The organism is Nonomuraea sp. NPDC049486, assembly GCF_040676925.1.
GTDB lineage: Bacteria > Actinomycetota > Actinomycetes > Streptosporangiales > Streptosporangiaceae > Nonomuraea > Nonomuraea ferruginea.
Map to the genome: position 1 here is coordinate 147,583 of NZ_JBFAPV010000016.1, position 21,478 is coordinate 169,060.

Consider the following 21,478-nt stretch of genomic DNA (forward strand, 5'->3'; position numbering starts at 1 on the left):
CCCGGCCGTCTCCCACCCCCCAACGGAGATATCCATGAAGACCCGCCATCGCGCCAGGGCGTTCGCGCTCCTGCTCGCCCTCCTCGCCGGGCTGCCGCTCGCCGCCCAGCCCGCCCACGCGGCGCCCGCCAAGCCGCCCCCGCTGTCGACCCCGTGGACGAGCCAGGCCCTCGACGGCACGCCCTTACCGGAGTACCCCCGCCCGCAGATGACCCGGCCCGACTGGCTGAACCTCAACGGCGAGTGGCAGCTGAGGCAGTCGGCGACCGACGGCGCGCCGCAGTTCGGCGTCACCCTGCCGGAGCGCGTCAACGTCCCGTTCGCGGTCGAGTCCGCCCTGTCGGGCGTGATGCGCCCCGCCGGCGACGACCGCCACTACCTCTTCTACCGCCGGACGTTCACGGTCCCGCCCGCCTGGCAGGGCCGCCGGGTGCAGCTGTACTTCGGCGCGGTCGACTGGGAAGCGTCGGTCTGGGTCAACGGCCGGGCGATGGGCACCCACCGGGGCGGCTACGACCGCTTCGAGTTCGACATCACCGACGCGCTCAACGGAGGCACGAACGAGCTGATCGTCAAGGTGTACGACCCGACCGACTCCGGCCACAACGGCAGCCACCCGGTCATCGGCAAACAGACCCGCGACCCGTCGGCCATCTTCTACACGCCCGTGTCCGGCATCTGGCAGACCGTGTGGCTGGAGCCGACGCCCCCGTCGTCCATCTCCAGCGTCGACACGTACCCCAGCCTGAGTGACGACACGCTCCGGGTGCGCGTGTTCACGCGCGGGAACGTCAGCGGGCACTCCGTGCTCGCCGAAGCCCTGGACGGCACCACCGTCGTCGGCACCGCCACCGGCGCGTTCACCGAGTTCCGCGTGCCCGTGCCGAACGCCCGCCGATGGACGCCCGACGACCCGTTCCTGTACGACCTGCGGATCTCGCTGCGCGACGGCGCCGGGCGGACCGTCGACCGGACCACGCACTACTTCGGCATGCGCGAGGTCGGCAAGCGGCTCGTCAACGGGGTGCTGCGGCCCACGCTCAACGGCGAGTTCGTCTACCACCTGGGCACGCTCGACCAGGGCTACTGGCCGGACGGCCTCTACACCGCGCCCACGGACGCGGCGCTCGCCTTCGACCTGCGGAAGCACAAGGAGCTCGGCTTCACCATGGTGCGCAAGCACATCAAGGTCGAGCCCCAGCGGTGGTACTACCACGCCGACCGGCTCGGCCTGCTGGTGTGGCAGGACATCCCGTCGATGCAGGCGTCCAACAGGGACATCACCCCCGCCCACGCGCAGCAGTTCGAGACCGAGGCGCGGGAGATCGTCGACGAGCACCGCAGCTCACCCGCGGTCGTCGCCTACGTCCCGTTCAACGAGGGCTGGGGCGAGTGGAACCTCGCCGACACCCGGCGCGTCATCCAGAACGTCAAGAACCAGGACCCGACCCGCCTGGTCAACGGGCACAGCGGGTTCAACTGCTGCAACTCGCTGGGCGACCCGGGCAACGGCGACATGATCGACTGGCACGTGTACACGGGCCCGGACGTTCCCGCGCCCTCCTCCACCCGCGTCTCGATCCTGGGTGAGTTCGGCGGCCTCGGCTTGCGCACGCCGGGTCACGAGTACAGCCCGCACGGCGGCTTCTTCGCCTACGAGCACCTGACCAGCGGCGCGCAGCTCGGCGACCGCTACACCGGCATGGTCCGCGACCTGCGGGAGCTGGTCACCAAGAAGGGCCTGAGCGGGTCCGTCTACACCGAGATCACCGACCTGGAAGGCGAGTACAACGGCCTGATGACCTACGACCGCCGGGTGCAGAAGGTCGACACGAACCAGGTGCGCGCCGCCCACCGGGACCTCCTGGCCGCCGCCGCGAACGAGAACGCGACGCCGCGGCTGACGGCCGGCCACGTGCGCTCGTTCCGCGTGACGACCCCCGGCCACACCGGCCGCTACCTGAGGCACGCCGACTCCGTCGCGCGCACCGACGTGATCACCACGACGAGCCCCGACCTCGCCCGCAGGGACGCGTCGTTCCGCGCCGTGCCCGGCCTGGCCGACGCCCGCTGCCACTCGTTCGAGTCGGTCAACCTCCCCGGCCGCTACCTGCGGCACGCGAACTCGGTGGTGCGGCTCGACGCGAGCACCGGCGGGTCGTTCGCCGCGGACGCCACCTGGTGCGCGCGCCCCGGCCGGACCGGCACGGGCGCCTCGTTCGAATCGCTGAACTTCCCCGGGGCGTTCCTGCGGCACCACTCGGACAACGTCTACCTGGCCAGGCCGAGCGGCCCCAACCCCTTCGACGGCGGCGCCACCTTCGACGCCGACGCCACCTGGGACGTCAGCGCCCCCGCCCTGTGGCGCAGCTCCGCCGACCTCCCCGTGGACGCGCGCCGGTCGCTGCAGGTGCGGACCTGGGGCTTCACCGACCGCTACCTGCGGCACGCCGACAGCCTGGCGTCCACCGCGGTGGTCAACTCCGGCAGCGGCGCGCTGCTGAAGAACGACGCCACGTGGACCATCCGCCGCGGGCTCGCCGACTCCAGCTGCTACGCCTTCGAGTCGGTCAACTACCCGGGACGGTTCCTCCGCCACGCGAACTCGCGCGTGCGCATGGACGCGAACGACGGAAGCGCGCTGTTCGCCCAGGACGCGACCTGGTGCGCCCGGCCCGGCCTGCAGGGCGACGGCGTGACCCTCGAATCGATCAACTATCCGGGTTCGTACCTGCGGCACTACCAAGCGGAGGTGTGGTCGGCGAACGGCACGGGAACCGCGTGGAACCGCCCGCAGACGCTGACGGCCGACAGCACGTGGCAGCTGGCCGCGCCGTGGGCCCCGTGAACGGCCTAGCGAACCCGGCCCCTGGCCTTGAGCCGCGTGCCGGGCAGCACGGGAGCGGGCAGCGGCGCGCCGTCGTAGCCGCGCACCGTGCCGAACCCGTCACCCTCCATCCACTCCTTGCGGAAGGCGGTGATCTCGTCGTGACTCCGGCCGACGAAGTTCCACCACATGACGATCTCCTCGGCGAACGGCTCGCCGCCGACGAGCAGCACCCGCCCGGCGCCGCTCAGCCGCACGACCTCGCGGCCCGGCGGCACGTACACCAGCGGCCCCGGCGGCAGCGCGGCGACCTCGCCGTCGAGCAGCAGCAGCCCGTGCTCGTACGCGGGATCGAGCGGCACCTCGGCGTCACCGTCGACCGCGATCTCCGCCCCCACGAGCGGGCTGTACGCGGTCGCCGGCGAGCGGACCCCGCCCAGCGCGCCCATGAACACGGTGGCCGCGTAGCCGGGCCCTGACAGCACGGGCAGCACGGCGTGGTGCTCGAAGGCGGGCGCGACCTCCCGGTGCCCGCCGGGCAGCGCCACCCACAGCTGCACCCCGTGCAGCGTGCCCAGCCGCGACTCCTCGGAGTGGGAGATGCCGCGCCCGGCCGTCATGAGGTTGAGACTGCCGGGCCGGATCGCCTGGAGGCTGCCCAGGCTGTCGCGGTGCAGCACCTCGCCGGCCACCAGCCAGCTCACGGTCTGCAGGCCGGTGTGCGGGTGCGGCGCGACCCGCATCTCCGCCTGCTCCGGGCCGTAGGCGTCGACGAAGCACCAGGCGCCGATCATGCGCCGGTGCACGTGGGGGAGTGTCCGCGTGACGGTCATGGCGCGCGGGCCGCCGAGCGGCACCGCGCGCCCTTCCAGCGTCTCGCCGCCCGCGCCGCCGCCGGGGCCGCAGAGGATCTCGGAGGGGTCCGGTTCCAGGTTGCTCACCCCCCGACTGTACGGGCCGGGCCCAGCATCTCCCACCAGGTGTCGACGGCGGGGAGGTCGGCGGTGTCGACGGCCTCACCGGGCCTGGGCACCACGAACGGCACGTCACGTGCCTTGGCCTCGTGCCACAGCCGGTCGACCGGCTCGGCCCACGGGTGCGGCGCCAGCGTGAACGTCGCCCAGTGCACCGGCAGCATCAGCCTCCCGCCGAGGTCGACGGTGGCCGTCACCGCCTCTTCAGGGGTCATGTGGATGTCCGGCCAGGACGGGCTGTAGGCGCCGATCGGCATGATCGTCAGGTCGAACGGCCCGTGGGCGGCGCCGATGCCCCGGTAGCCCTGGAAGTATCCCGAGTCGCCCGCGTAGAAGACCCGCCTGGCGGCCCCGGCCACCACCCACGACCCCCACAGCGTGTCGTTGCGGGTGAACGACCGGCCGGAGAAGTGGCGGGCGGCGGTGGCCGTGAACCGCAGCCCGGCCACCTCCGCCTCCTCGTCCCAGTCGAGCTCGATGATCCGGTACGCCGGCACGCCCCAGAGCTCCAGGTGGGCGCCGATGCCCAGCGGCACCAGGAACGGCGCCTTCTGGGTGTGGGTGAGCGCGCGCACGGTGGCCATGTCGAGATGGTCGTAGTGGTCGTGCGAGATCACCACGGCGTCGACCTGGGGCAGCCCGCCGATCGGCACCGGCACCGGATGATGCCGCTTCGGCCCGACCAGCTGCGACGGAGACGGCCGCCGGCTCCACACCGGGTCGAGCAGCACCCGCCTGCCCTCGATCTCCACCAGGGTCGAGGCGTGCCCGTACCAGGTCGCGCGCAGCCCGCCGGGAGCGGGCTCACCGGACGGCGGCGCCAGCACCGGGACGGGGCCGGGCGGCCGGCGCAGCTCCTTGTTCCTGAGCAGCCCGGCGATCGCGCCGACCGGCGGCGCGGTCATCAACGTGACCGGTTCCGGCATCCGATTGAAGAAGACACCGTCACGGAACTGCGGCGAGCGCCGCATCCGGCCCACTCGGACCGGCCCGGAGCCCAGGGGCCGCAGCCCCAGCTCCGCGGGCACCCGGCGCAGCGCCCAGCCCGCGGCCGCCAGGACCGCGCCACCCGCCAGCACGCGCCGTGCCGTCCGGAAACCCGCCATGCTCACACCCCCTGGAAAACGTCCTCCCGCGTCAACCCGGCGGGAGAGCCCCGATGTTCCCTATCGGTACGATAGATCGCGGAAGATCGGAGCGCGCCGACCGCACCGCCGCCGTGCTCTCCACGTCAACGCTCCCCGCGGCCACGCTCCGGGTGCGGCCACGGGTTCGGGCGGCAACCGTGCAACGACTTCGACTGCTGCGCCATCACCGGCGCGAGCCGGCCGCGTCTCGGGCACCTGGCGTGGCGGTGGCCGAGCGCGTGCCCCACCTCGTGGTTGATCAGATAGCGGCGGTAGGCGGCCAGGTCGCCGCGGTACTGCGGGACGCCCTCAGCCCAGCGGCGCGCGTTGATGACCGAGCGGGAGCCGTTCCAGCAGGACAGGTCGCCGCTGGTCCGCAGCGGCACGCACTCGCGGTCGGTGAGCCGAGGGCTGGACAGCGCGACCCGCAACCGCACCGGCGGCCCGTCCACCCGCCGGAACCGGCCCCAGCCGCGCGGGTCGTTGAGCGTCCGGTGCACCTCCGCCGCGAACGCCCGCGTCTCGAACGGCAGCCCCCGCTCGACCTCCACCAGGTAGCGGATCACCTTCCCACGTCCCCGCCTCGCCATCGCGCCGCCCGGGACCACCTCGTACCTCCCCGACGCCCGCCGCGGCACCTCGGGCTCCGCACGCGGCGGCGCGCTCGGCGGCGGCGCGCTCGTCCCCGGAGGAGACGGCGGAGGCTTCGACGGGACCGACACGGCACACCCCGCCACCACGACGAGCAGCACCACCAACGCGCGCAACGACGCCTCCCCACGACCACACGCGGGGGATGCCACGGATCGTACCCACGACGTCACCCCCCTTACCGGCGACCGACAGCCATCAGGGAACCCGGCTGCGCCGGCACCGGTGAAGACGAAGACCAGCGACCCGGCAGCCTTGTCAGAGGGCCCAGGTCAGCGGCCCGACTGGCCTGTCAGAGGGCCGAGGCGACGACGCGGCTGGGCTGGTGGTCGGAGGTCAAGGGAGTCGGGGGTGGTATGGGCGGAGGTTGAGGGGTGGTTCCTCGCCCAGTGCCAGTCCGGCCGCTATCCGTCCGGTGAAGGGGCCCGCTGTCAGGCCGTACGCGCCCAGCCCCGTAGCCACGATCACCCTGTCGTTCACCGGTCCGATGAGCGGCGGGCCCGGTGCGTGCACCGGCCGCAACCCCACCCGGGTCTCCGTCACCGTCGCCTCGGAGAGGCCGGGCGCCACCCGGAGGCCCGCACGGAGCACCTCGTCCAGGCCGCCCATGGTGACCCGCGGCGCGAACCCCGCGTCCTCGATCGTCGCCCCCACCACCACCCGCGAGTCCGGGAACCCCAGCAGGTACGGCCCGACGTGGGGCAGCACGATCGGCCACCGCGAGGTGTCCACGCCCTCCAGCGTCACGTGCACGATCTGCCCCCGGCGCGGGAACACCGGCAGCTCCACCCCGAGCCCCCGGCACACCTCCCCACTCCACGCCCCGGCGGCCACGATCACCACGTCGGCCTCGACCAGCGTCCCCTCACCGCCCGCCCCCGGCTCGTCCCCGTACGGTGAGCGGGGTTCGTGCGGGGTGCCCGCCGTACGCGTGGGCTCCGGCTCGTCCCCGTACGGTGAGCCGGGTTCGTGCGGGGCGCCTGCGGCGACGTCGCGGGCGGCCCCGTACGGAGATGCCTCGGACGCCGGATGCGTTCCGTGGGCGGAAGGCGGGCCTTGGGGGGAACCCGGGGTGGCCTGACGCCAGGATTCCCGGTCGGCCGGAGTCCCGGGCGACCCCGTGACGCGCCCGCGGGAGTCCGCCTCACGGACCGCACGCACCAGCACCCCGCCGTCCGAGGTGAGCGTCGCCGTGCCCGTACGCAGCTCCGCCCCCTGACGGAGGGCCGCGCGCAGGAGGGCGTCCCGCACCGCCCGCCCGTCCACGCGCGCCGCGCCCGGCACCAGGAGCGCGCTCAGGTCCTCCGCCAGGGGAGGGAACAGAACGGACGGCGCCGCCACGTCCACCACGTCCCCCATCTCCGGCGCCTCCGCGTGCCGCCGGGCCAGCAGGGCGCGCACCGGCTCCAGGTCGGAGGGCTCACCGGCGACCAGGAGCGCGCCCACCCGCGCGTACCCCAGGGACTCCCCGAGTGACGACACCAGCCCCGGGTAGTGGCGGGCGCCCTCACGGGTCAGCCGGTACCAGTCCTCGTCGTCCGGATGGTCCACCCACGGGCACACGATCCCGGCCCCCGCCTGGGTGGCCTGCCCCGGGTACGCCCCGTCCACCACCGTCACCGGCACGCCGCGCCCGCTCAGCCGGTGAGCCGCGGCGGCCCCGACGATGCCACTCCCGATGACCACGACACGCATGCCCCCATGATCCCATCCGGGTTAACGTCGGAGGATGACAGTCGTACTCATCGGCACCCTCGACACCAAGGGCGAGGAATACGGATGGCTGCGCGACCGGCTGACCGAGCTGGGCCAGGATGTCGTGGTGGTCGACGCGGGCACCGGAGACCCGGGCGTGCCGTACCCCGTCGACCACCCGAACGACCGGGTCGCGGCCGCCGCCGGCGCCGACCTGGAAGCCCTGCGCGCGGCCGGCGACCGGGGGGCGGCCGTCACCGCGATGGGCGAGGGCGCGGCGGCGGTGCTGGGGGAGCTGCACGCGGCGGGGCGGGTCTCCGCCGTGCTGGCCGTGGGCGGCAGCGGCGGGTCGTCGATCGCCGCGAGGGCCGTCCGCGACCTGCCGATCGGCCTGCCCAAGCTGATCGTCTCCACCATGGCGTCCGGCGACGTGTCCCCGTACGTGGGAGCGAAGGACGTCACGCTCATGTACAGCGTCGTCGACATCGCGGGCGTCAACCGGCTGTCCCGGGCGATCCTCGGCAACGCCGCCGCCGCGGCCGCCGGGATGGCCGCCGCCTACCGGGAGCAGCGGGCCGCCGAGGGCGACCGGCCGCTCGTCGGGGCCACCATGTTCGGGGTGACCACGCCCGCCGTCGACGCCGCCCGCGAGCGGCTGCGCGAGCTCGGGTACGAGGTGCTGGTGTTCCACGCCACCGGGGCCGGCGGCCGGGCCATGGAAGGGCTCGCCGCAAGCGGCATGCTCGCCGGGGTGCTCGACCTGACCACCACCGAGCTGGCCGACGACCTGGTGGGAGGCGTGCTGTCGGCCGGGCCCGACCGGCTGACCGCCGCCGGACGGCACGGCGTGCCGCAGGTGGTCGCGCCCGGAGCCCTCGACATGGTCAACTTCGGGCCGCGCGACACCGTCCCCGAGCGGTTCGGCCGCCGCAACCTGTACGCGCACAACCCCACGGTGACCCTCATGCGCACCACCCCGGAGGAGATGGCCGAGCTGGGCCGCAGGGTGGCGGCCAAGCTGGCCGGGGCGAGCGGGCCGGCCGAGCTGTTCGTGCCGCTCAAGGGGTTGTCCGCGCTCGACGCCGAGGGCATGCCCTTCCACGACCCGGAGGCGGACGGGGCCTGCTTCGCCGCCCTGGCGTCCTTCCCCTCGACCGTGCGGCTCGACCTGCACATCAACGACCCGGAGTTCGGGCGGGCGATGGCCGACCGGCTCCACGAGATGATCGGAGGCAAGCGGTGAACCGGCAGACAGTGCTCGAACGGCTCCACGCGACCGTCGCGGAGGGCAGGCCGGTGATCGGCGCGGGCGCGGGCACCGGGCTGTCCGCCAAGTGCGCGGAGTCCGGCGGCGTCGACCTGATCATCATCTACAACTCCGGCCGCTACCGGATGGCCGGGCGCGGCTCGCTCGCCGGGCTGCTCCCGTACGGCGACGCCAACCAGATCGTGGTCGAGATGGCCGCCGAGGTGCTGCCCGTGGTGAAGGACACCCCGGTGCTGGCCGGGGTCTGCGGCACCGACCCGTTCCGGGTCATGCCGCGCTTCCTCGATCAGCTCAAGGCCATGGGGTTCGCCGGCGTGCAGAACTTCCCGACGGTCGGTCTGTACGACGGCGTGTTCCGGCAGAACCTGGAGGAGACCGGCATGGGGTACGACCTCGAGGTCGAGATGGTCAGGCTGGCGCGCGAGCGGGAGCTGGTGACGGCGCCGTACGTGTTCGACGAGGACCAGGCGCGGGCCATGACCGAGGCCGGGGCCGACGTGCTCGTGCCGCATGTCGGGCTGACCACCAAGGGCAGCATCGGCGCCGGCACCTCGCTCACCCTCGACGAGGCCGTGACCCGCGTGCAGGCGATGCGCGACGCGGCCGTCGCCGTCCGGCCCGACGTCCTCGTCCTGTGTCACGGCGGGCCGATCGCCGAGCCGCAGGACGCCCAGCACGTGCTCGCGCGCACCAAGGGCGTGGCCGGCTTCTTCGGCGCGTCCTCCGTCGAGCGCCTGCCCACCGAGCGGGCCATCACCGAGCAGGTCGCCGCCTTCAAGAACCTGGAGATCTGATGCTCATCAATCCCGACGCGGTCCCGACGATGACGTTCGGCTGGGGCTCGATCAAGTGGTTCGTCACTCCGTCGGCGATCGCCGGCGCGGGCAGCACCCTGGGCGAGGTCATCGTGAACCCCGGCATGGGCCACGCGCGCCACAACCACCCGGACGCCGAGGAGATCCTGTACGTGATCTCCGGCGAGGCCCGCCAGATGGTCGGCGACGGCGAGGAGTTCCCGATCCGCGAGGGCGACGCCGTGCACATCCCGGCAGGCGTCTACCATTCGACGTTCAACACCACCTGGCGCCCGCTCCGCCTGATCGTCACCTACACGCCGGGCGGCGAGGAGAAGGCCCTGGAAGCCGCCCCCGACTTCCACCTCCACCAGGCGGGGGACATCCCCGCCTGGCGCCCCGCCTGACCGCCGCGGGAAACACCGCGGGACTCACCGTCCCGCGGCCCACCCGTAGGTCCTCATCAGCAGCGCGGCCAGCCGCGTGAACCGGTCGGCGTCGAGCACCGCGCCCTCGCGCCGGATGTCGTCCTCGTCCAGCTCGAACACCCGGTCCAGCCGGACGTACGAGGTCTTGCCGTCGCGGCCCCAGGCGCCCAGTTCGTACCAGTCGGGCCCGTCGTCGCCCCGGCTGGACAGCATCATGCCCAGCAGCCTGCGCCCGCTCCGGCCCACCACGAGCAGCGGCCGGTCCTTGCCCCGCGACGGGTCCTCCTCGTACGGCACCCAGGCCCACACGATCTCGCCAGGATCGGCGAGCCCGTCGAGATCGGGCGAGTAGGCCAGCGTGGCGGCCTCCCGCAGGGACCGCACCTCCCGCACGGCGCCCCTGACGGGCCGCGGGTCCTCTCCGATATCACGCACCCGCGGATTCTACGGGCCGCCCCGCCCGCCCAGCACCCGCGGTCACACCGGATCGTCAGAGGCGCGCTCTCGCCAGCCGGGTGACGGCGGCGAAGCGGGCCAGCTCCTCGGGGGCGGGATCCTCGGTGAGCAGGCCCAGCGCCACGAGCCTGAACGTCAGCGCGCGGGCGAGCCAGCGCGGCGCGTCCTCGCCGATGGCGTCCACCAGGTCCGGTTCGGCGTCGTGGTAGAGGAGGGCGTCCGCGACGACGATCGCGTCCGCGTAAGGGGCGGGCCGCCAGTAGGGGGAGAAGTCGATCACCGCGGGCGGGCTGCCCCGGTGGAAGAGCACGTTGCCCGTCAGGTCGCCGTGCACGAGCTGGGCGGGCGCGGCGACCGGCGCGAGCAGGCCGAGGAGTTCGGCAAGCATCGGCCCGGCGTCCCCCCGGAGCGCGACGTCCGCCTCCTGCCACGCCACCCGGTCCGCGACGGCCCACGGGTGCCCGCGCCGGTCCAGCAGATCGGGGCGCGGCACGTCCCGCAACGCCTCGTGGAAGGCCCGGCCGACCGCCAGCAGCGACGCCCACCTCCTGGTTCCCGTCCGGCCGGGAAGGAGCTCGGACGCCGTCCACCCGCCGACCACGTACGTGCCGGAACCGGCCCTGATCGGCCGGGGGACGCGGAAGGACACCGACGGCGGCAGGCGCTCGAACAACCCGGCGCTCCACTCGGCCTCCTCGCGGCCGTCGACCGGCTTCAGCACCGCGCCGCCGACCCGTACGGCGCGGCCCTCACCACCGGGCAGCGGCTCGGGGACGCCGGACAGGCCGAATGCGGCGAGCACGCCCGCGGGCGGTAGGACCGTCATATCTCCGATCTTCGCCGCCCCGCGAGGATGTTCAAGAGCCGGGGCGACTGAGCCGCACGACCTGGCCGGGCGGCTCTCCTCTAGAATCTCGTTCTGTGACGTCCCCGTTCTTCACCTCGCAAGGCGCCGAGTTCGTCCCGGCCGCCCACGCGCACAGCCCCTGGTCCCCGGGCATGCTGCACGGCCGCCTGCTCGGCGGGCTGGCGGCCCGCGCCATCGAGTCCCGCTACGCCGACCCCGACCTGCACGTCGCCCGGCTCACCGTCGACCTGTTCCGCAACAGCCCGATGCTGCCGGTCACAGTCGAGACCGCGCTCGTCAGGGACGGGCGGCGGATCCGGGTGGCCGACGCGACGATCCGCACCGAGCAGGGAGTGATCGGCCGCGTGAGCGCCGTCCTGCTGCGCACCAGCGAGCAGCCGGAGAACCAGCCGGTGCTCACCGACCCGTGGGACGAGACCCCGCCCGACGGCCCCCCGGAGCCCTCGACGGGCTGGGAGCCGCCGTTCGAGATGTGGTGGGTGCCCGGCCAACGGCGGTTGTGGATGCGCGAGGACCGCCCGCTCGTCGACGACGAGAAGCTCACCCCGATCGTGCGCACGGCCCTCGCCGGCGACTTCGCCAGCCCGCTCACCTCCATGGCCGAGGGCGGCGTCGCCTTCATCAACGCCGACTACACGCTCACCCTCGCCCGGATGCCCGGGAGCGAGCTGATCGGCATGGAGGCCACCGGCCGGGTCGCCGCCGCCGGCGTCGCCACCGGCCAGGTCACCCTGCACGACACCACCGGCCCGTTCGGGTTCTGCGTGGTCACCGCCCTGGCCAACCCGGTGCCGCTGCGCGGCTGATCAGGCGGGCCGCTCCGCGCGGTCGCCGGACCAGTCGGTGTGGAAGGCGCCCTCCCGGTCGACGCGCAGGTACGTGTGCGCGCCGAAATAGTCGCGCAGCCCCTGCACCAGCGCGGCCGGGAGCCGGTCGCGGCGCAGCCCGTCGTAGTAGGCCAGCGCCGAGGAGAAACCGGGCGTCGGCACGCCGATCTGGACCGCCGTGGTGACCACCCGCCGCCACGACTCCTGCGCCACGCCCAGCGCGGCCGCGAACGTCGGGTCGGCCAGCAGCGTCGGCAGGGTCCGGTCGGCGTCGTAGGCGGCGCGGATCCGGTCCAGGAACTTGGCCCGGATGATGCAGCCGCCGCGCCAGATCGTCGCCATCGCGCCCAGGTCCAGGTCCCAGCCGTACTCCTTGGACGCGGCCGCCATCTGGTCGAAGCCCTGCGCGTACGCGACGATCTTGGAAGCGTACAGCGCCTGGCGCACGTCCTCGATCAGCTCCTTGGCGCCCACCCCGGACACCGACGGGCCCGCCAGCTCCCTGGCCGCCGCCCGCTGCTCGGGATGGCCCGACAGCGCCCGCGCGAACACCGCCTCGGCGATGCCCGTCACCGGCACGCCCAGCTCCAGCGCGCTCTGCACGGTCCACCGGCCGGTGCCCTTCTGCTCGGCCCGGTCGACCACGACGTCCACGAACGGCTTCCCGGTCTCCGCGTCCACCTGGTCGAGCACCTCGGCGGTGATCTCGATCAGGTACGAGTCCAGCTCGCCCCGGTTCCACTCGCGGAACACCTCCGCCAGCTCGGCCGGGGTGGCGCCGAGCGCCTGGCGCAGCAGGTCGTAGGACTCGGCGATCAGCTGCATGTCCGAGTACTCGATGCCGTTGTGGACCATCTTCACGAAGTGGCCGGCGCCGTCGGGGCCCACGTGGACCGCGCACGGCACCCCGTCGACCTGGGCCGCGATGTCCTGAAGGATCGGGCCGAGCGCCTCCCACGACTCCTTCGACCCGCCCGGCATGATGCTCGGGCCGTTCAGCGCCCCCTCCTCGCCCCCGGAGATGCCGGTGCCGACGAAGTGGATGCCCTTGGCGCGCAGCGCGGCCTCCCGCCGCCGGGTGTCCTCGAAGTGCGCGTTGCCACCGTCGACGATCATGTCGCCCGGCTCCATCAGCTCCGCGAGCGCGTCGATCACGGCGTCGGTGCCCGCGCCGGCCTTCACCATGATGATCGCCCGCCGCGGCCGCTTCAGCGACGCCACGAAGTCGGCCAGCTCCTCCGACGGCACGAACGTGCCCTCGCCGCCGAACTCCCGCACCAGCGCGTGCGTGCGCGACGCCGACCGGTTGTGCACCGCCACCGCGTAGCCGTGCCTGGCCAGGTTGCGGGCCAGGTTGCGGCCCATGACGGCCAGGCCGGTGACGCCGATGTCTGCCAAGTCCATGTGAAAGCTCCTCTATGGGTGGTACGCAGGCTCCAGCCCACAGGTTCGGGCCGGTATTCCCGCTAGTAGTCGCCGTGCCGGACGCCCAGCTCGTCCAGCCGGTCGAGCATGTCGGCCGGGTCGGCGTACACCCGGAACGCCCCCGTACGCTCAAGCTCGTCCCTGCCGTATCCGCCGGACAGCAACCCGATCCCCAGCGAGCCGGCGCGGCGCGCGGCGAGCAGGTCCCAGATGCTGTCGCCCACCACCATGGCATGCGCCGGATCGGCCCGCAGCAGCGCGGCTCCGGCCAGGAACAGGTCGGGGTCCGGCTTGGCCCGGCGCACCAGGTCGCGCGTCACCAGCGGCGCGTCCTCCGGCAGCCCCAGCATGCCCAGCGCCAGCCGGGCCGTGCGGGCGTATCCGCTGGTCGCGATCGCCCACGGCACGCCCCGCGACGACAGCTCCGCCAGCAGCTCCGGCGCGCCCGGCAGCGGCCGCACCGACTCGACCTGCTGCTCGTACGCGTCGGCGTGCGTCGTCTGCAACTCGTCGATCTGCGCCTGGGTGAGCTTCAGCCCGGTCTCGCGCAGCAGCGCGTTCACGAACAGGCCGCCGCTCATGCCGATGCGCCGGTGGATGCGCCACACCGCGAGGTCGATGCCCATCCCCGACAGGGCCTGCCGCCAGGCGATGACGTGCTGGTAGACGCTGTCGATGAGGGTGCCGTCGAGGTCGAAGAGAAACGCCGGAGCGGGCGCCTCAGGGAAGTCGTGCATACCCCCATGACACCATGGGGCCATGAGGATCATCATCGCGGGCGGACACGGGCAGATCGCGTTGCGGCTGGCCAGGCTGCTCGGCTCCGCCGCCGTCGGCCTGGTCCGCAACCCCGCGCACGTCCCCGACGTCGAGGCCGCCGGCGCCCGGGCGGTGGTGTGCGACCTGGAGAAGGCGAGCCCCGACGAGGTCGCCGGGATCGTGCGCGGCGCCGACGCGATCGTGTTCGCCGCCGGCGCCGGCCCCGGCAGCGGCGCCGCCCGCAAGGACACCGTCGACCGGGGGGCGTCCGTGCTCATGGCCGACGCCGCCGAGCGGGCCGGCGTGCGCACGTTCGTCCAGATCTCCTCCATGGGCGCGGGCCGGCCGCCCGCGGCCGGCACCGACGAGGTGTGGGCCGCCTACATCACGGCCAAGACCGAGGCCGAGGACGACCTGCGCCGCCGCGACCTCGACTGGACCATCGTGCGCCCCGGCCGCCTCACCGACGAGCCCGGCACCGGCCTGGTCCGGCTCGAACCGGAGGTGCCGCCCGGCTCGGTGCCCCGCGACGACGTGGCCGCCGTCGTCGCCGCCCTGCTGACCGCTCCCGGCCGGCGCACGCTCGAACTCGTCTCCGGCGACACGCCCATCCCCGAAGCCGTCGCCTCAAGGTGAACGGTCAGCGGCCGTCCAGGGCCGCGCGGGCCAGTTCCCTGCACTCCTCCAGCGTGTGACGGGCCAGGGCGTCGCGGACGGCGGGGACGCAGACGGGGGCCATCGAGAGGCTCGTCACGCCGAGACCGGCCAGGATGGGGGCGAGCCTCGCGTCGCCGGCCGCCTCGCCGCAGACGCCCACCGGTTTGCCGGCCGCGCGGCCCGCCTCGGCGCAGAGCTCGACCAGGCGCAGCAGGGCCGGCTGGGCCGGGTCCAGCAGGTCGGCCAGGGCGGGATGCTGCCGGTCGGCGGCGTAGGTGTACTGGCTCAGGTCGTTGGTGCCGATGCTCAGGAAGTCCACCTCGCGCAGCAGACGGTCGGCCAGGAGGGCCGCGGCCGGGACCTCCACCATCGCGCCCACCCGGGCGATGCCGCGGGCGCGGGCCCGGCGCGCGAAGGCTGCGGCCTCACCGGGGGTGCTGACCATCGGGGCCATCACCCACGCCTCGGCCCCGGTGCGGCGGGCCGCCTCGGCGATCGCGTCCAGCTGGGTGTCCAGGACGTCCGGCAGCACCCGGTCCACGCGCAGACCGCGGATGCCCAGCGCCGGGTTCGGCTCCTCGGGCAGCCCGAGGAACGGCAGCGGCTTGTCGGTGCCGGCGTCGAGGGTGCGCACCACGACGTACGGGACGGCGGTGAAGACGTCGGCGTAGGCCGTGACCTGCTCCTCGTACGTGGGCGCCTGCTTGCGGTCCAGGAACAGGAACTCGGTGCGGAACAGGCCGACGCCCTCCCCGTCCGGGCGCAGGTCGGCGGCCGAGCCGATGTTGAGCAGCAGCTTGACCGGATGGCCGTCGGCGGTCCTGCCGGGGCCGCTGGTGGCCGCGAGCCGGGCGCGCTCGGCGCTGTCCTGCTCGCGGACGCGTGCCGCGTCCTCCTCCGTGACGCCCGTGACGATCTCGCCGGTGGCGCCGTCCACCGAGATGTACGTGCCGTCCACCAGGTGCGCGGCGCCCGCGCACGCCACCACGGCGGGCAGCCCGCGGCCGCGGGCCAGGATCGCCGTGTGGCTGGTCGGGCCGCCCTTCACCGTCACCAGCGCCAGCACGTCCGTGCCCAGCCCGGCGGTGTCGGCGGGGGAGAGGTCCTCGGCGACCAGCACGAACGGGTGCCCCGGTGACGGCACGCCCGGCATCGGCACGCCGAGGGCGGCGGCCACCGCGCGGTGCTTGAGGTCGTCCAGGTCGGCGGCCCGTTCTGCGAGGTAGCCGCCCAGCGCGGCGAGCGCCTCGCGGTGACGGGCGAAGGCCGCGTCCAGGGCGTGCGGGGCGTCCAGTCCGTCGCGCACCCCCTGCTCGGCCTCCTCCTTGAGCATGGGGTCGTCGGCCATCATGGCCAGCGCGTCGAGGATCTCGGCGGCGCCGCGGTCAGCGCCCGCCGCGGCGGCGGAGCGCCGGCGCAGGTCTTCGGCGACCGCCTCCAGCGCCTGGCCGACGACGGCGAGCTCGGCGCCGGTGTCGGTGACGGGGTTCGGCGCGGGCAGCGCCGGGGGCCCGGCCATGCGCAGGCACGGCCCGGCCGTCCGCCCCGGGCTGACCCCCAGCCCGGCCAGCGAGGCCGGGCCGGAGGGCTGGAGGTCAGGCATCCAGGGCCTCTTCCGCGTCCAGATCACGGGACAGGAGGGTCACCAGGGCGTCGAGGGCCTCGTCGGCGCCGGGGGCGTCCGACTCCAGGGTCACCTCGGTGCCGTGGACGGCGCCCAGCGACAGCACGCCCAGCATGCTGTGGGCCGGGACCGACTTCTCCCCGACCCGGATGCGCACGGGCACCCCCAGCCGCGCCGCCTCCTGGACGAACAGTTTGGCGGGCCGGGCGTGCAGCCCGCTGGCCGACGCGACGGCCACGGTCCTCTCGGGCATGGGTGCCTCCTCACGGTTCGATGGTGACCTTGATGGCCGCGCCCTGGCTGACCAGGCCGATCCCGTCCAGCACCCGCGACAGCGGGAGCCGGTGGGTGATCAGGTCGGCGACCGGCACGGCGCCCTCGGCGATCAGGCGGAGGGCCTCGGCGTTGTGGCCGGGGCTGGAGCCGTTGGCGCCGACGATGGTCAGCTCCCGGTAGTGCACCAGGTTCGAGTCCAGCCGGATGAACGGGTCGTCCTTCGGCAGGCCGCCGAAGAAGCTGATGCGTCCCTGGCGGGCGGTCATCAGCACGGCCTGCTCCTGGGCGGCGCCGGCCGCGGCCGCGGTGATGACCACGTCCGCGCCCCGGCCGCCGGTCAGCTTGAGCACCTGCTCCACGGGGTCGGCGTCGATCGCGGCGTCGGGGCGTACCAGCTCGGCCGCCATCGCGAGCCGGTCGGTGTTCACGTCCACGAGGAACACCCTGGCGGCGCCGCGCGCCCGCGCCAGCCGCACGTGCAGGCAGCCGATCGGGCCCGCTCCCATCACCACCACATCGTCACCCGTACCCACCCGGGCCAGGGCCTGCCCGTTGAGCACGCACGCCAGCGGCTCGGCCACCGACGCCTCGGCGAACCCGACGCCGGACGGGATCGCGTTCACCCCGTTCACGGCCAGCACCTTGGCCGGGATGATCATGTATTCGGCGAAGCCGCCGTCGTAGTGGTAGCCCATCGACTCCTGGTTGGGGCACACGGTCATGCGGCCGTGCGCGCAGTCGGGGCAGGCGCCGCACGGGATGGCGGCGATCACCTGCACCCGCTCGCCGGTGTCCACCACCTCGCCGGCGATCTCGTGGCCCATCACCCGGGGCGGCCGGATGTGGTGGTGGCCGAACTTGTAGATCTTCGCGTCGGTGCCGCACGTCGAGCAGTTGCGCACCCGGATCTTCAGCTCGCCCGGGCCGGCGACCGGCTCCGGCGCGTCCTCGATCCGGATGTCGCCCGGCGCGTGGAATCTGGCGACCTTCACGTCAACTCCTCTATCACCTGGTGTGCTTCCGTCGCCTCGCGCAGCGTCCGCGCCCGGTCCGGGTCGAGGAGGATCTCGGCGAGCGCGGCCAGCAGCGGCACGTGGCCGTCGTCCTTGGCCGCGATCCCGACGCAGACCGTGACGGGCTCGCCGTCCCAGTCGACGCCGCCGGGGAAGCGCACGACGCAGATCGCGTCGCGCCTGACGTCCTCCTTGGCGGCCGCGGTGCCGTGCGGGATCGCCACGCCCTCCCCGACGTACGTGGAGATCGAGCGCTCGCGCTCCAGCATCGCGTCGATGTACGGCTCCGCGACCGCGCCGATGTCGACCAGGACCCGCCCGCAGCGCCGGATGGCCTCCTCACGGTCGGCCGCGCTCTCGTGCAGCAGCACCGCGCGCGGGTCGAGCAGGTCCTCACGCATCGACGGTGCCGCCGCTCTTGATCGTGGCGACGAGCTTGGTCACGGCCGGGTCGCCCAGGAAGATCTGGAACGGCACCAGCACCTTGCCCGGCGCCGCCGCCCTGGCCCTGGTGGCCAGCCCGGCGTGGCAGAGCACGACGTCGGCGTCGGCGGGGATGTTGTTGACCGGCGTGTGCTCGACGGCGACCCCGGAGTCCTTGAGCTGCTTGCGGAGCTGGCTGGCGAGCATCACGCTGCTGCCCATCCCCGCGTCGCAGGCCACGATGATCTTGTGAATGTCCTTGCTGTCGATGCTGGGCACGGTTCACGCCTCCTTGCTGGCGGTACGGGTCTCGGTCTGCGCGGGCTCGCCGGAGTCGCGGCGCTCGCCGTTGGCGGGCTGCTCGCCGGGGGTGTTCTCCGCGACGTCCGGTACGGTGTCGTCGGCGCCGGCCCGGTGGGAGTCGGCGGGTTCGGGAGCGCCCTCGGCCGGCAGGTCTCCGGCGGGCTCCTCCTTCTCGCCGCGGCCGAAGCCCAGCAGCAGCGCGGCCAGGGCGAACGACACGGCCGTGGCGACCACGATGCCCGCGATGGACGCGAACAGGCCGCCGCGCGGCGTGACGGCCAGGTAGGCGAAGATGCTGCCCGGCGACGGCGTGGCGACCAGACCGGCGCCGGTGACCATGAAGGTGAACACGCCGGCCATGCCGCCGCCGATGACGGCCAGGATGAGGCGGGGCTTCATCAGCACGTACGGGAAGTAGATCTCGTGGATGCCGCCGAAGAAGTGGATGATCATCGCGGGCGGCGTGCTGGGCCGCATGGCCCGCGGGCCGAAGAACATGAAGGCGAGGAGCAGGCCGAGGCCGGGGCCGGGGTTCGACTCCAGCATGAACAGGATCGACTTGCCGGTCTCCGCCGCCTGGGTCACGCCGAGCGGGCCGAGGACGCCGTGGTTGATGGCGTTGTTGAGGAACAGCACCTTGGCCGGCTCGATCAGCACGGACGCGAACGGCAGCAGGCCGGTGCCGACCAGCCAGTCGACCGCGTTGCCCGCGGCCTTGGTGAGCTCCTGAACGACCGGGCCGATGCCCAGCACGCCGGCCACCGCCATCGCGCCGCCGATGATGCCCGCGGAGAAGTTGTCCACCAGCATCTCGAACCCGGCCCTGGTCCGCGCCTCGGTGAACTTGTCTACATATTTGAGGATCCAGGCGGTGAGGGGGCCGATGATCATCGCGCCGAGGAACATCGGGACGTCCGACCCCACGACGACGCCCATCGCGGCCACGGCGCCGACCACGGCACCACGCTGCCCGTGCACCATCCGGCCGCCCGTGTAGGCGATGAGGATGGGCAGCAGGGTCGTGATGATCGGGCCGACCAGCTCGGCCAGCGTCTCGTTCGGCAGCCACCCGGTGGGGATGAACAGGGCGGTGATGAGACCCCAGGCGATGAACGCGCCGATGTTCGGCATGATCATCCCCGCCAGGTGGCCGCCGATCCGCTGGATCGTGGCTTTGGCGCCGGTTCCGTAGACCGGGGGAGTATAGGTGTCGGCCATGGGACATTGCTCCTTCGGGGGGTGAGCAGGCTCGTGCGTGGGTGAGCCGTAAGTCAGCGGGGGGACGGCGGCGGATGCGGCGCCGCCCCGGTGGCCGCCGCGCGAACCGTCACGGGGGTGCGGGGGAGCGGCGAGGTGAGGAGGCGGGCGGGGTCGGGGCGGGAGACGCGGACGGCGTCGCGGCGGATGTCCGCGGGCCCCGGCATGCGGCTGCCCGGCAGGCTGACCGCGGCGGCGCCCCAGGCGAGCGCCTCCACCAGCGCCGTCTCGCCGCTTCCGCCGCCCGCGAGGAACCCGGCGAGCATGGCGTCGCCCGCGCCGACCGCGTTGCGGGGCTCGGCGACGGGCGCTTCCCCGTACCAGCACCCGCCGTCCTCGACGAGCACGGCGCCGTCGGCGCCGAGACTGGCCAGCACGGTACGCGCGCCCGCCGCCCGCAGCTTGGCCGCGGCCGCCACCACGTCGCCGACGCAGGTGATCGCCACGCCGGTGGCGTCGGCCAGCTCCTCCAGGTTGGGTTTGATCAGCGCGGGCCCGGCGCCGAGCGCGCGGGTGAGCGGCGGGCCGCTGGTGTCGACCGCGACGTGGATGCCCGCCCCGGCGAACCGGCGGCACAACCGGGCGTAGACGTCGCCGGGCACCTCGGGCGGCAGGCTGCCGGAGGCGACCACCCAGTCGGCCTCGCGCGCCTCGGCCAGCACGGAGTCGGCGATCGTGTCGAGCTCGCCGGGGGAGAGCGCCGTGCCCGGCTCGTTGATCTTGGTGACGGTCCCGTCGGGCTCGGCCAGCGTCACGTTCGACCTGGTCCGCCCGGCCACCGGCACGGTCACCATGTCCAGGCCCTCCTGCCGGAGCAGGTGCACGAGCTGCCGTCCCTCGTCGCCGCCGAACGGCACCACGGCGCGCGAGGCGACCGCGTTGGCCAGCAGGGCGCGGGAGACGTTCACGCCCTTGCCGCCGGGGTCGAGGCGGGCGGCGGCGGCGCGGATGACCGCGCCGCGGTCCAGCGCGGCGATCTCGATCGTGCGGTCCAGGCTGGGATTGAGCGTCAGGGTCACGATCATGCGCGGACCACCTGCGGTCCGGCGGCGGACAGTTCGGCGGCGAGCGCGTCGTCCACTCCGGCGTCGGTGATCACCACGTCGATCTCGCTCAGCGCGGCGAAGCTCGCCAGGTAGGTGTTGGTGAACTTGGTGTGGTCGGCGAGCAGCACGCTGCGCTCGGCGGCCCGCACCATCGCCCGCTTGATCGCCGCCTCGGCCGGGTCGGGCGTGGTCAGGCCCTTCTCGGCCGAGCAGCCGTTGGTGGCCATGAACGCCACGTCCACGTGCAGGTGCGCCAGCGGCTGCAGCGCCCAGTCGTCCACCGTCGCGAGGGTGCGGCCGCGTACCCGCCCGCCGAGCATGATCACGTTGAGGTTGCTCCGCGCGGCCAGCACGGTGGCGAGCGGCGGCGAGTTGACCACCACGGTGAGCTCGCGGTCGGCGGGCAGCACGCCGACCAGGCGGCCCGTCGTGGTGCCCGCGTCGATGATGACCGAACCGTCGTCGGGCAGCTCGGCCAGGGCGGCCTTGGCGATGCGCTCCTTCTCCGCGGTCATCACCTCGTCGCGGGTGGCGAGCGCGGGCTCGAAGCCGAGCCGCTCCACGGGGATGGCGCCGCCGTGCACGCGGCGCAGCACGCCGGCCCGCTCCAGCGCCGTCAGGTCGCGGCGGATGGTCTCGGTGGTGACGTCGAGCTCGGCCGCCAGCGACACCACGTCGACGCGGCCCGCCACGCGCGCCCTGCGCAGGATGTCCTGCTGCCGCTCCTCGGCGTACATGATGTTGGTTCACCGCCGTTTCGGGTTGGTTTCCCCTTTGTTTA

Annotated in this window: 22 protein-coding genes; 6 read left to right on the forward strand and 16 right to left on the reverse strand. The window is 73.9% G+C overall.

All coding sequences use genetic code 11. The features are described from left to right. Positions 1-34: 34 nt before the first annotated feature. Positions 35-2,848, forward strand: coding sequence for an AbfB domain-containing protein (locus AB0K05_RS36210; RefSeq protein ID WP_364235346.1), 2,814 nt, complete (start codon positions 35-37; stop codon positions 2,846-2,848). A 5-nt stretch (positions 2,849-2,853) separates the two neighbouring features. Here the strand turns inward: AB0K05_RS36210 and AB0K05_RS36215 are convergent, their stop codons facing one another. The 4 genes from AB0K05_RS36215 to AB0K05_RS36230 form a co-directional block, all read right to left on the reverse strand. Next, positions 2,854-3,768, reverse strand: coding sequence for a pirin family protein (locus tag AB0K05_RS36215; protein ID WP_364235348.1), 915 nt, complete (start codon positions 3,766-3,768; stop codon positions 2,854-2,856). Beyond that, positions 3,765-4,907, reverse strand: coding sequence for an MBL fold metallo-hydrolase (locus AB0K05_RS36220; protein WP_364235350.1), 1,143 nt, complete (start codon positions 4,905-4,907; stop codon positions 3,765-3,767). The genes AB0K05_RS36215 and AB0K05_RS36220 overlap by 4 nt, the downstream gene beginning before the upstream one ends. A 125-nt stretch (positions 4,908-5,032) precedes the next feature. Next, complete coding sequence (locus AB0K05_RS36225) at positions 5,033-5,695, reverse strand: DUF3152 domain-containing protein (RefSeq protein WP_364235353.1); 663 nt, start codon at positions 5,693-5,695, stop codon at positions 5,033-5,035. Positions 5,696-5,915: 220 nt separating this feature from the next. After that, a complete protein-coding gene (locus AB0K05_RS36230) occupies positions 5,916-7,274 on the reverse strand; it encodes an FAD-dependent oxidoreductase (RefSeq protein WP_364235356.1) in 1,359 nt (452 codons plus the stop codon). A gap of 34 nt (positions 7,275-7,308) precedes the next feature. Here AB0K05_RS36230 and AB0K05_RS36235 point away from each other — a divergent pair, with 34 nt between their 5' ends. The 3 genes from AB0K05_RS36235 to AB0K05_RS36245 are packed head-to-tail and all read left to right on the forward strand — an operon-like array spanning position 7,309 to position 9,742. Then, a complete protein-coding gene (locus AB0K05_RS36235; RefSeq protein ID WP_364235358.1) occupies positions 7,309-8,517 on the forward strand; it encodes a Tm-1-like ATP-binding domain-containing protein in 1,209 nt (402 codons plus the stop codon). Continuing rightward, complete coding sequence (locus AB0K05_RS36240; RefSeq protein WP_219544339.1) at positions 8,514-9,335, forward strand: phosphoenolpyruvate hydrolase family protein; 822 nt, start codon at positions 8,514-8,516, stop codon at positions 9,333-9,335. The genes AB0K05_RS36235 and AB0K05_RS36240 overlap by 4 nt, the downstream gene beginning before the upstream one ends. Next, positions 9,335-9,742 carry a cupin domain-containing protein gene (locus AB0K05_RS36245; RefSeq protein WP_364235361.1) on the forward strand — a complete coding sequence of 136 codons (408 nt, stop codon included), beginning with the start codon at positions 9,335-9,337 and terminating at the stop codon, positions 9,740-9,742. Before AB0K05_RS36240 ends, AB0K05_RS36245 begins: the two co-directional genes overlap by 1 nt. Before the next feature lie 24 nt (positions 9,743-9,766). Here the strand turns inward: AB0K05_RS36245 and AB0K05_RS36250 are convergent, their stop codons facing one another. Further along, complete coding sequence (locus AB0K05_RS36250; protein WP_148032044.1) at positions 9,767-10,198, reverse strand: type II toxin-antitoxin system PemK/MazF family toxin; 432 nt, start codon at positions 10,196-10,198, stop codon at positions 9,767-9,769. Positions 10,199-10,253: 55 nt separating this feature from the next. Beyond that, positions 10,254-11,045: a TIGR02569 family protein gene (locus AB0K05_RS36255; RefSeq protein ID WP_364235363.1), complete on the reverse strand. Its 792-nt coding sequence runs from the start codon at positions 11,043-11,045 to the stop codon at positions 10,254-10,256. A 95-nt stretch (positions 11,046-11,140) separates the two neighbouring features. Here AB0K05_RS36255 and AB0K05_RS36260 point away from each other — a divergent pair, with 95 nt between their 5' ends. Beyond that, positions 11,141-11,893, forward strand: a complete 753-nt coding sequence (locus AB0K05_RS36260) for a thioesterase family protein (protein WP_261808599.1) — start codon at positions 11,141-11,143, stop codon at positions 11,891-11,893. On the opposite strand, the gene gndA is transcribed toward AB0K05_RS36260, so the two are convergent. Together gndA and AB0K05_RS36270 are read right to left on the reverse strand one after the other, a co-directional pair. Then, positions 11,894-13,318, reverse strand: a complete 1,425-nt coding sequence (gene gndA, locus AB0K05_RS36265; protein WP_148032041.1) for an NADP-dependent phosphogluconate dehydrogenase — start codon at positions 13,316-13,318, stop codon at positions 11,894-11,896. Positions 13,319-13,380: 62 nt separating this feature from the next. Then, positions 13,381-14,076 (reverse strand): HAD family hydrolase, encoded by a 696-nt coding sequence (locus AB0K05_RS36270; protein WP_219544343.1) that lies wholly within the window; start codon positions 14,074-14,076, stop codon positions 13,381-13,383. 22 nt (positions 14,077-14,098) lie between these two features. Here AB0K05_RS36270 and AB0K05_RS36275 point away from each other — a divergent pair, with 22 nt between their 5' ends. Then, on the forward strand, positions 14,099-14,734 hold the full coding sequence (locus tag AB0K05_RS36275) for an NAD(P)H-binding protein (protein WP_364235367.1): 636 nt from the start codon (positions 14,099-14,101) through the stop codon (positions 14,732-14,734). A 4-nt stretch (positions 14,735-14,738) separates the two neighbouring features. On the opposite strand, the gene ptsP is transcribed toward AB0K05_RS36275, so the two are convergent. From ptsP to AB0K05_RS36315, 8 genes are read right to left on the reverse strand one after another with little or no spacing between them, the layout of a single operon-like run. After that, a complete protein-coding gene (gene ptsP, locus AB0K05_RS36280) occupies positions 14,739-16,358 on the reverse strand; it encodes a phosphoenolpyruvate--protein phosphotransferase (RefSeq protein WP_364235369.1) in 1,620 nt (539 codons plus the stop codon). Further along, entirely contained in the window at positions 16,351-16,632 is a 282-nt protein-coding gene (locus tag AB0K05_RS36285; RefSeq protein WP_148032037.1) for an HPr family phosphocarrier protein, read from the reverse strand. Before AB0K05_RS36285 ends, ptsP begins: the two co-directional genes overlap by 8 nt. Positions 16,633-16,642: 10 nt before the next feature. Beyond that, on the reverse strand, positions 16,643-17,647 hold the full coding sequence (locus tag AB0K05_RS36290; RefSeq protein WP_271276246.1) for an alcohol dehydrogenase catalytic domain-containing protein: 1,005 nt from the start codon (positions 17,645-17,647) through the stop codon (positions 16,643-16,645). Next, positions 17,644-18,069 carry a PTS sugar transporter subunit IIA gene (locus AB0K05_RS36295; protein WP_148032035.1) on the reverse strand — a complete coding sequence of 142 codons (426 nt, stop codon included), beginning with the start codon at positions 18,067-18,069 and terminating at the stop codon, positions 17,644-17,646. The genes AB0K05_RS36290 and AB0K05_RS36295 overlap by 4 nt, the downstream gene beginning before the upstream one ends. Next, on the reverse strand, positions 18,062-18,370 hold the full coding sequence (locus AB0K05_RS36300; protein ID WP_364235372.1) for a PTS lactose transporter subunit IIB: 309 nt from the start codon (positions 18,368-18,370) through the stop codon (positions 18,062-18,064). The genes AB0K05_RS36295 and AB0K05_RS36300 overlap by 8 nt, the downstream gene beginning before the upstream one ends. Positions 18,371-18,373: 3 nt before the next feature. Further along, positions 18,374-19,612, reverse strand: coding sequence for a PTS mannitol transporter subunit IICB (locus AB0K05_RS36305; RefSeq protein WP_364235375.1), 1,239 nt, complete (start codon positions 19,610-19,612; stop codon positions 18,374-18,376). Between the two features lie 53 nt (positions 19,613-19,665). Next, positions 19,666-20,676 carry a 1-phosphofructokinase gene (gene pfkB, locus AB0K05_RS36310; RefSeq protein WP_364235378.1) on the reverse strand — a complete coding sequence of 337 codons (1,011 nt, stop codon included), beginning with the start codon at positions 20,674-20,676 and terminating at the stop codon, positions 19,666-19,668. Next, on the reverse strand, positions 20,673-21,434 hold the full coding sequence (locus AB0K05_RS36315; RefSeq protein ID WP_148032031.1) for a DeoR/GlpR family DNA-binding transcription regulator: 762 nt from the start codon (positions 21,432-21,434) through the stop codon (positions 20,673-20,675). Before AB0K05_RS36315 ends, pfkB begins: the two co-directional genes overlap by 4 nt. Between the last annotated feature and the right edge of the window lie 44 nt (positions 21,435-21,478).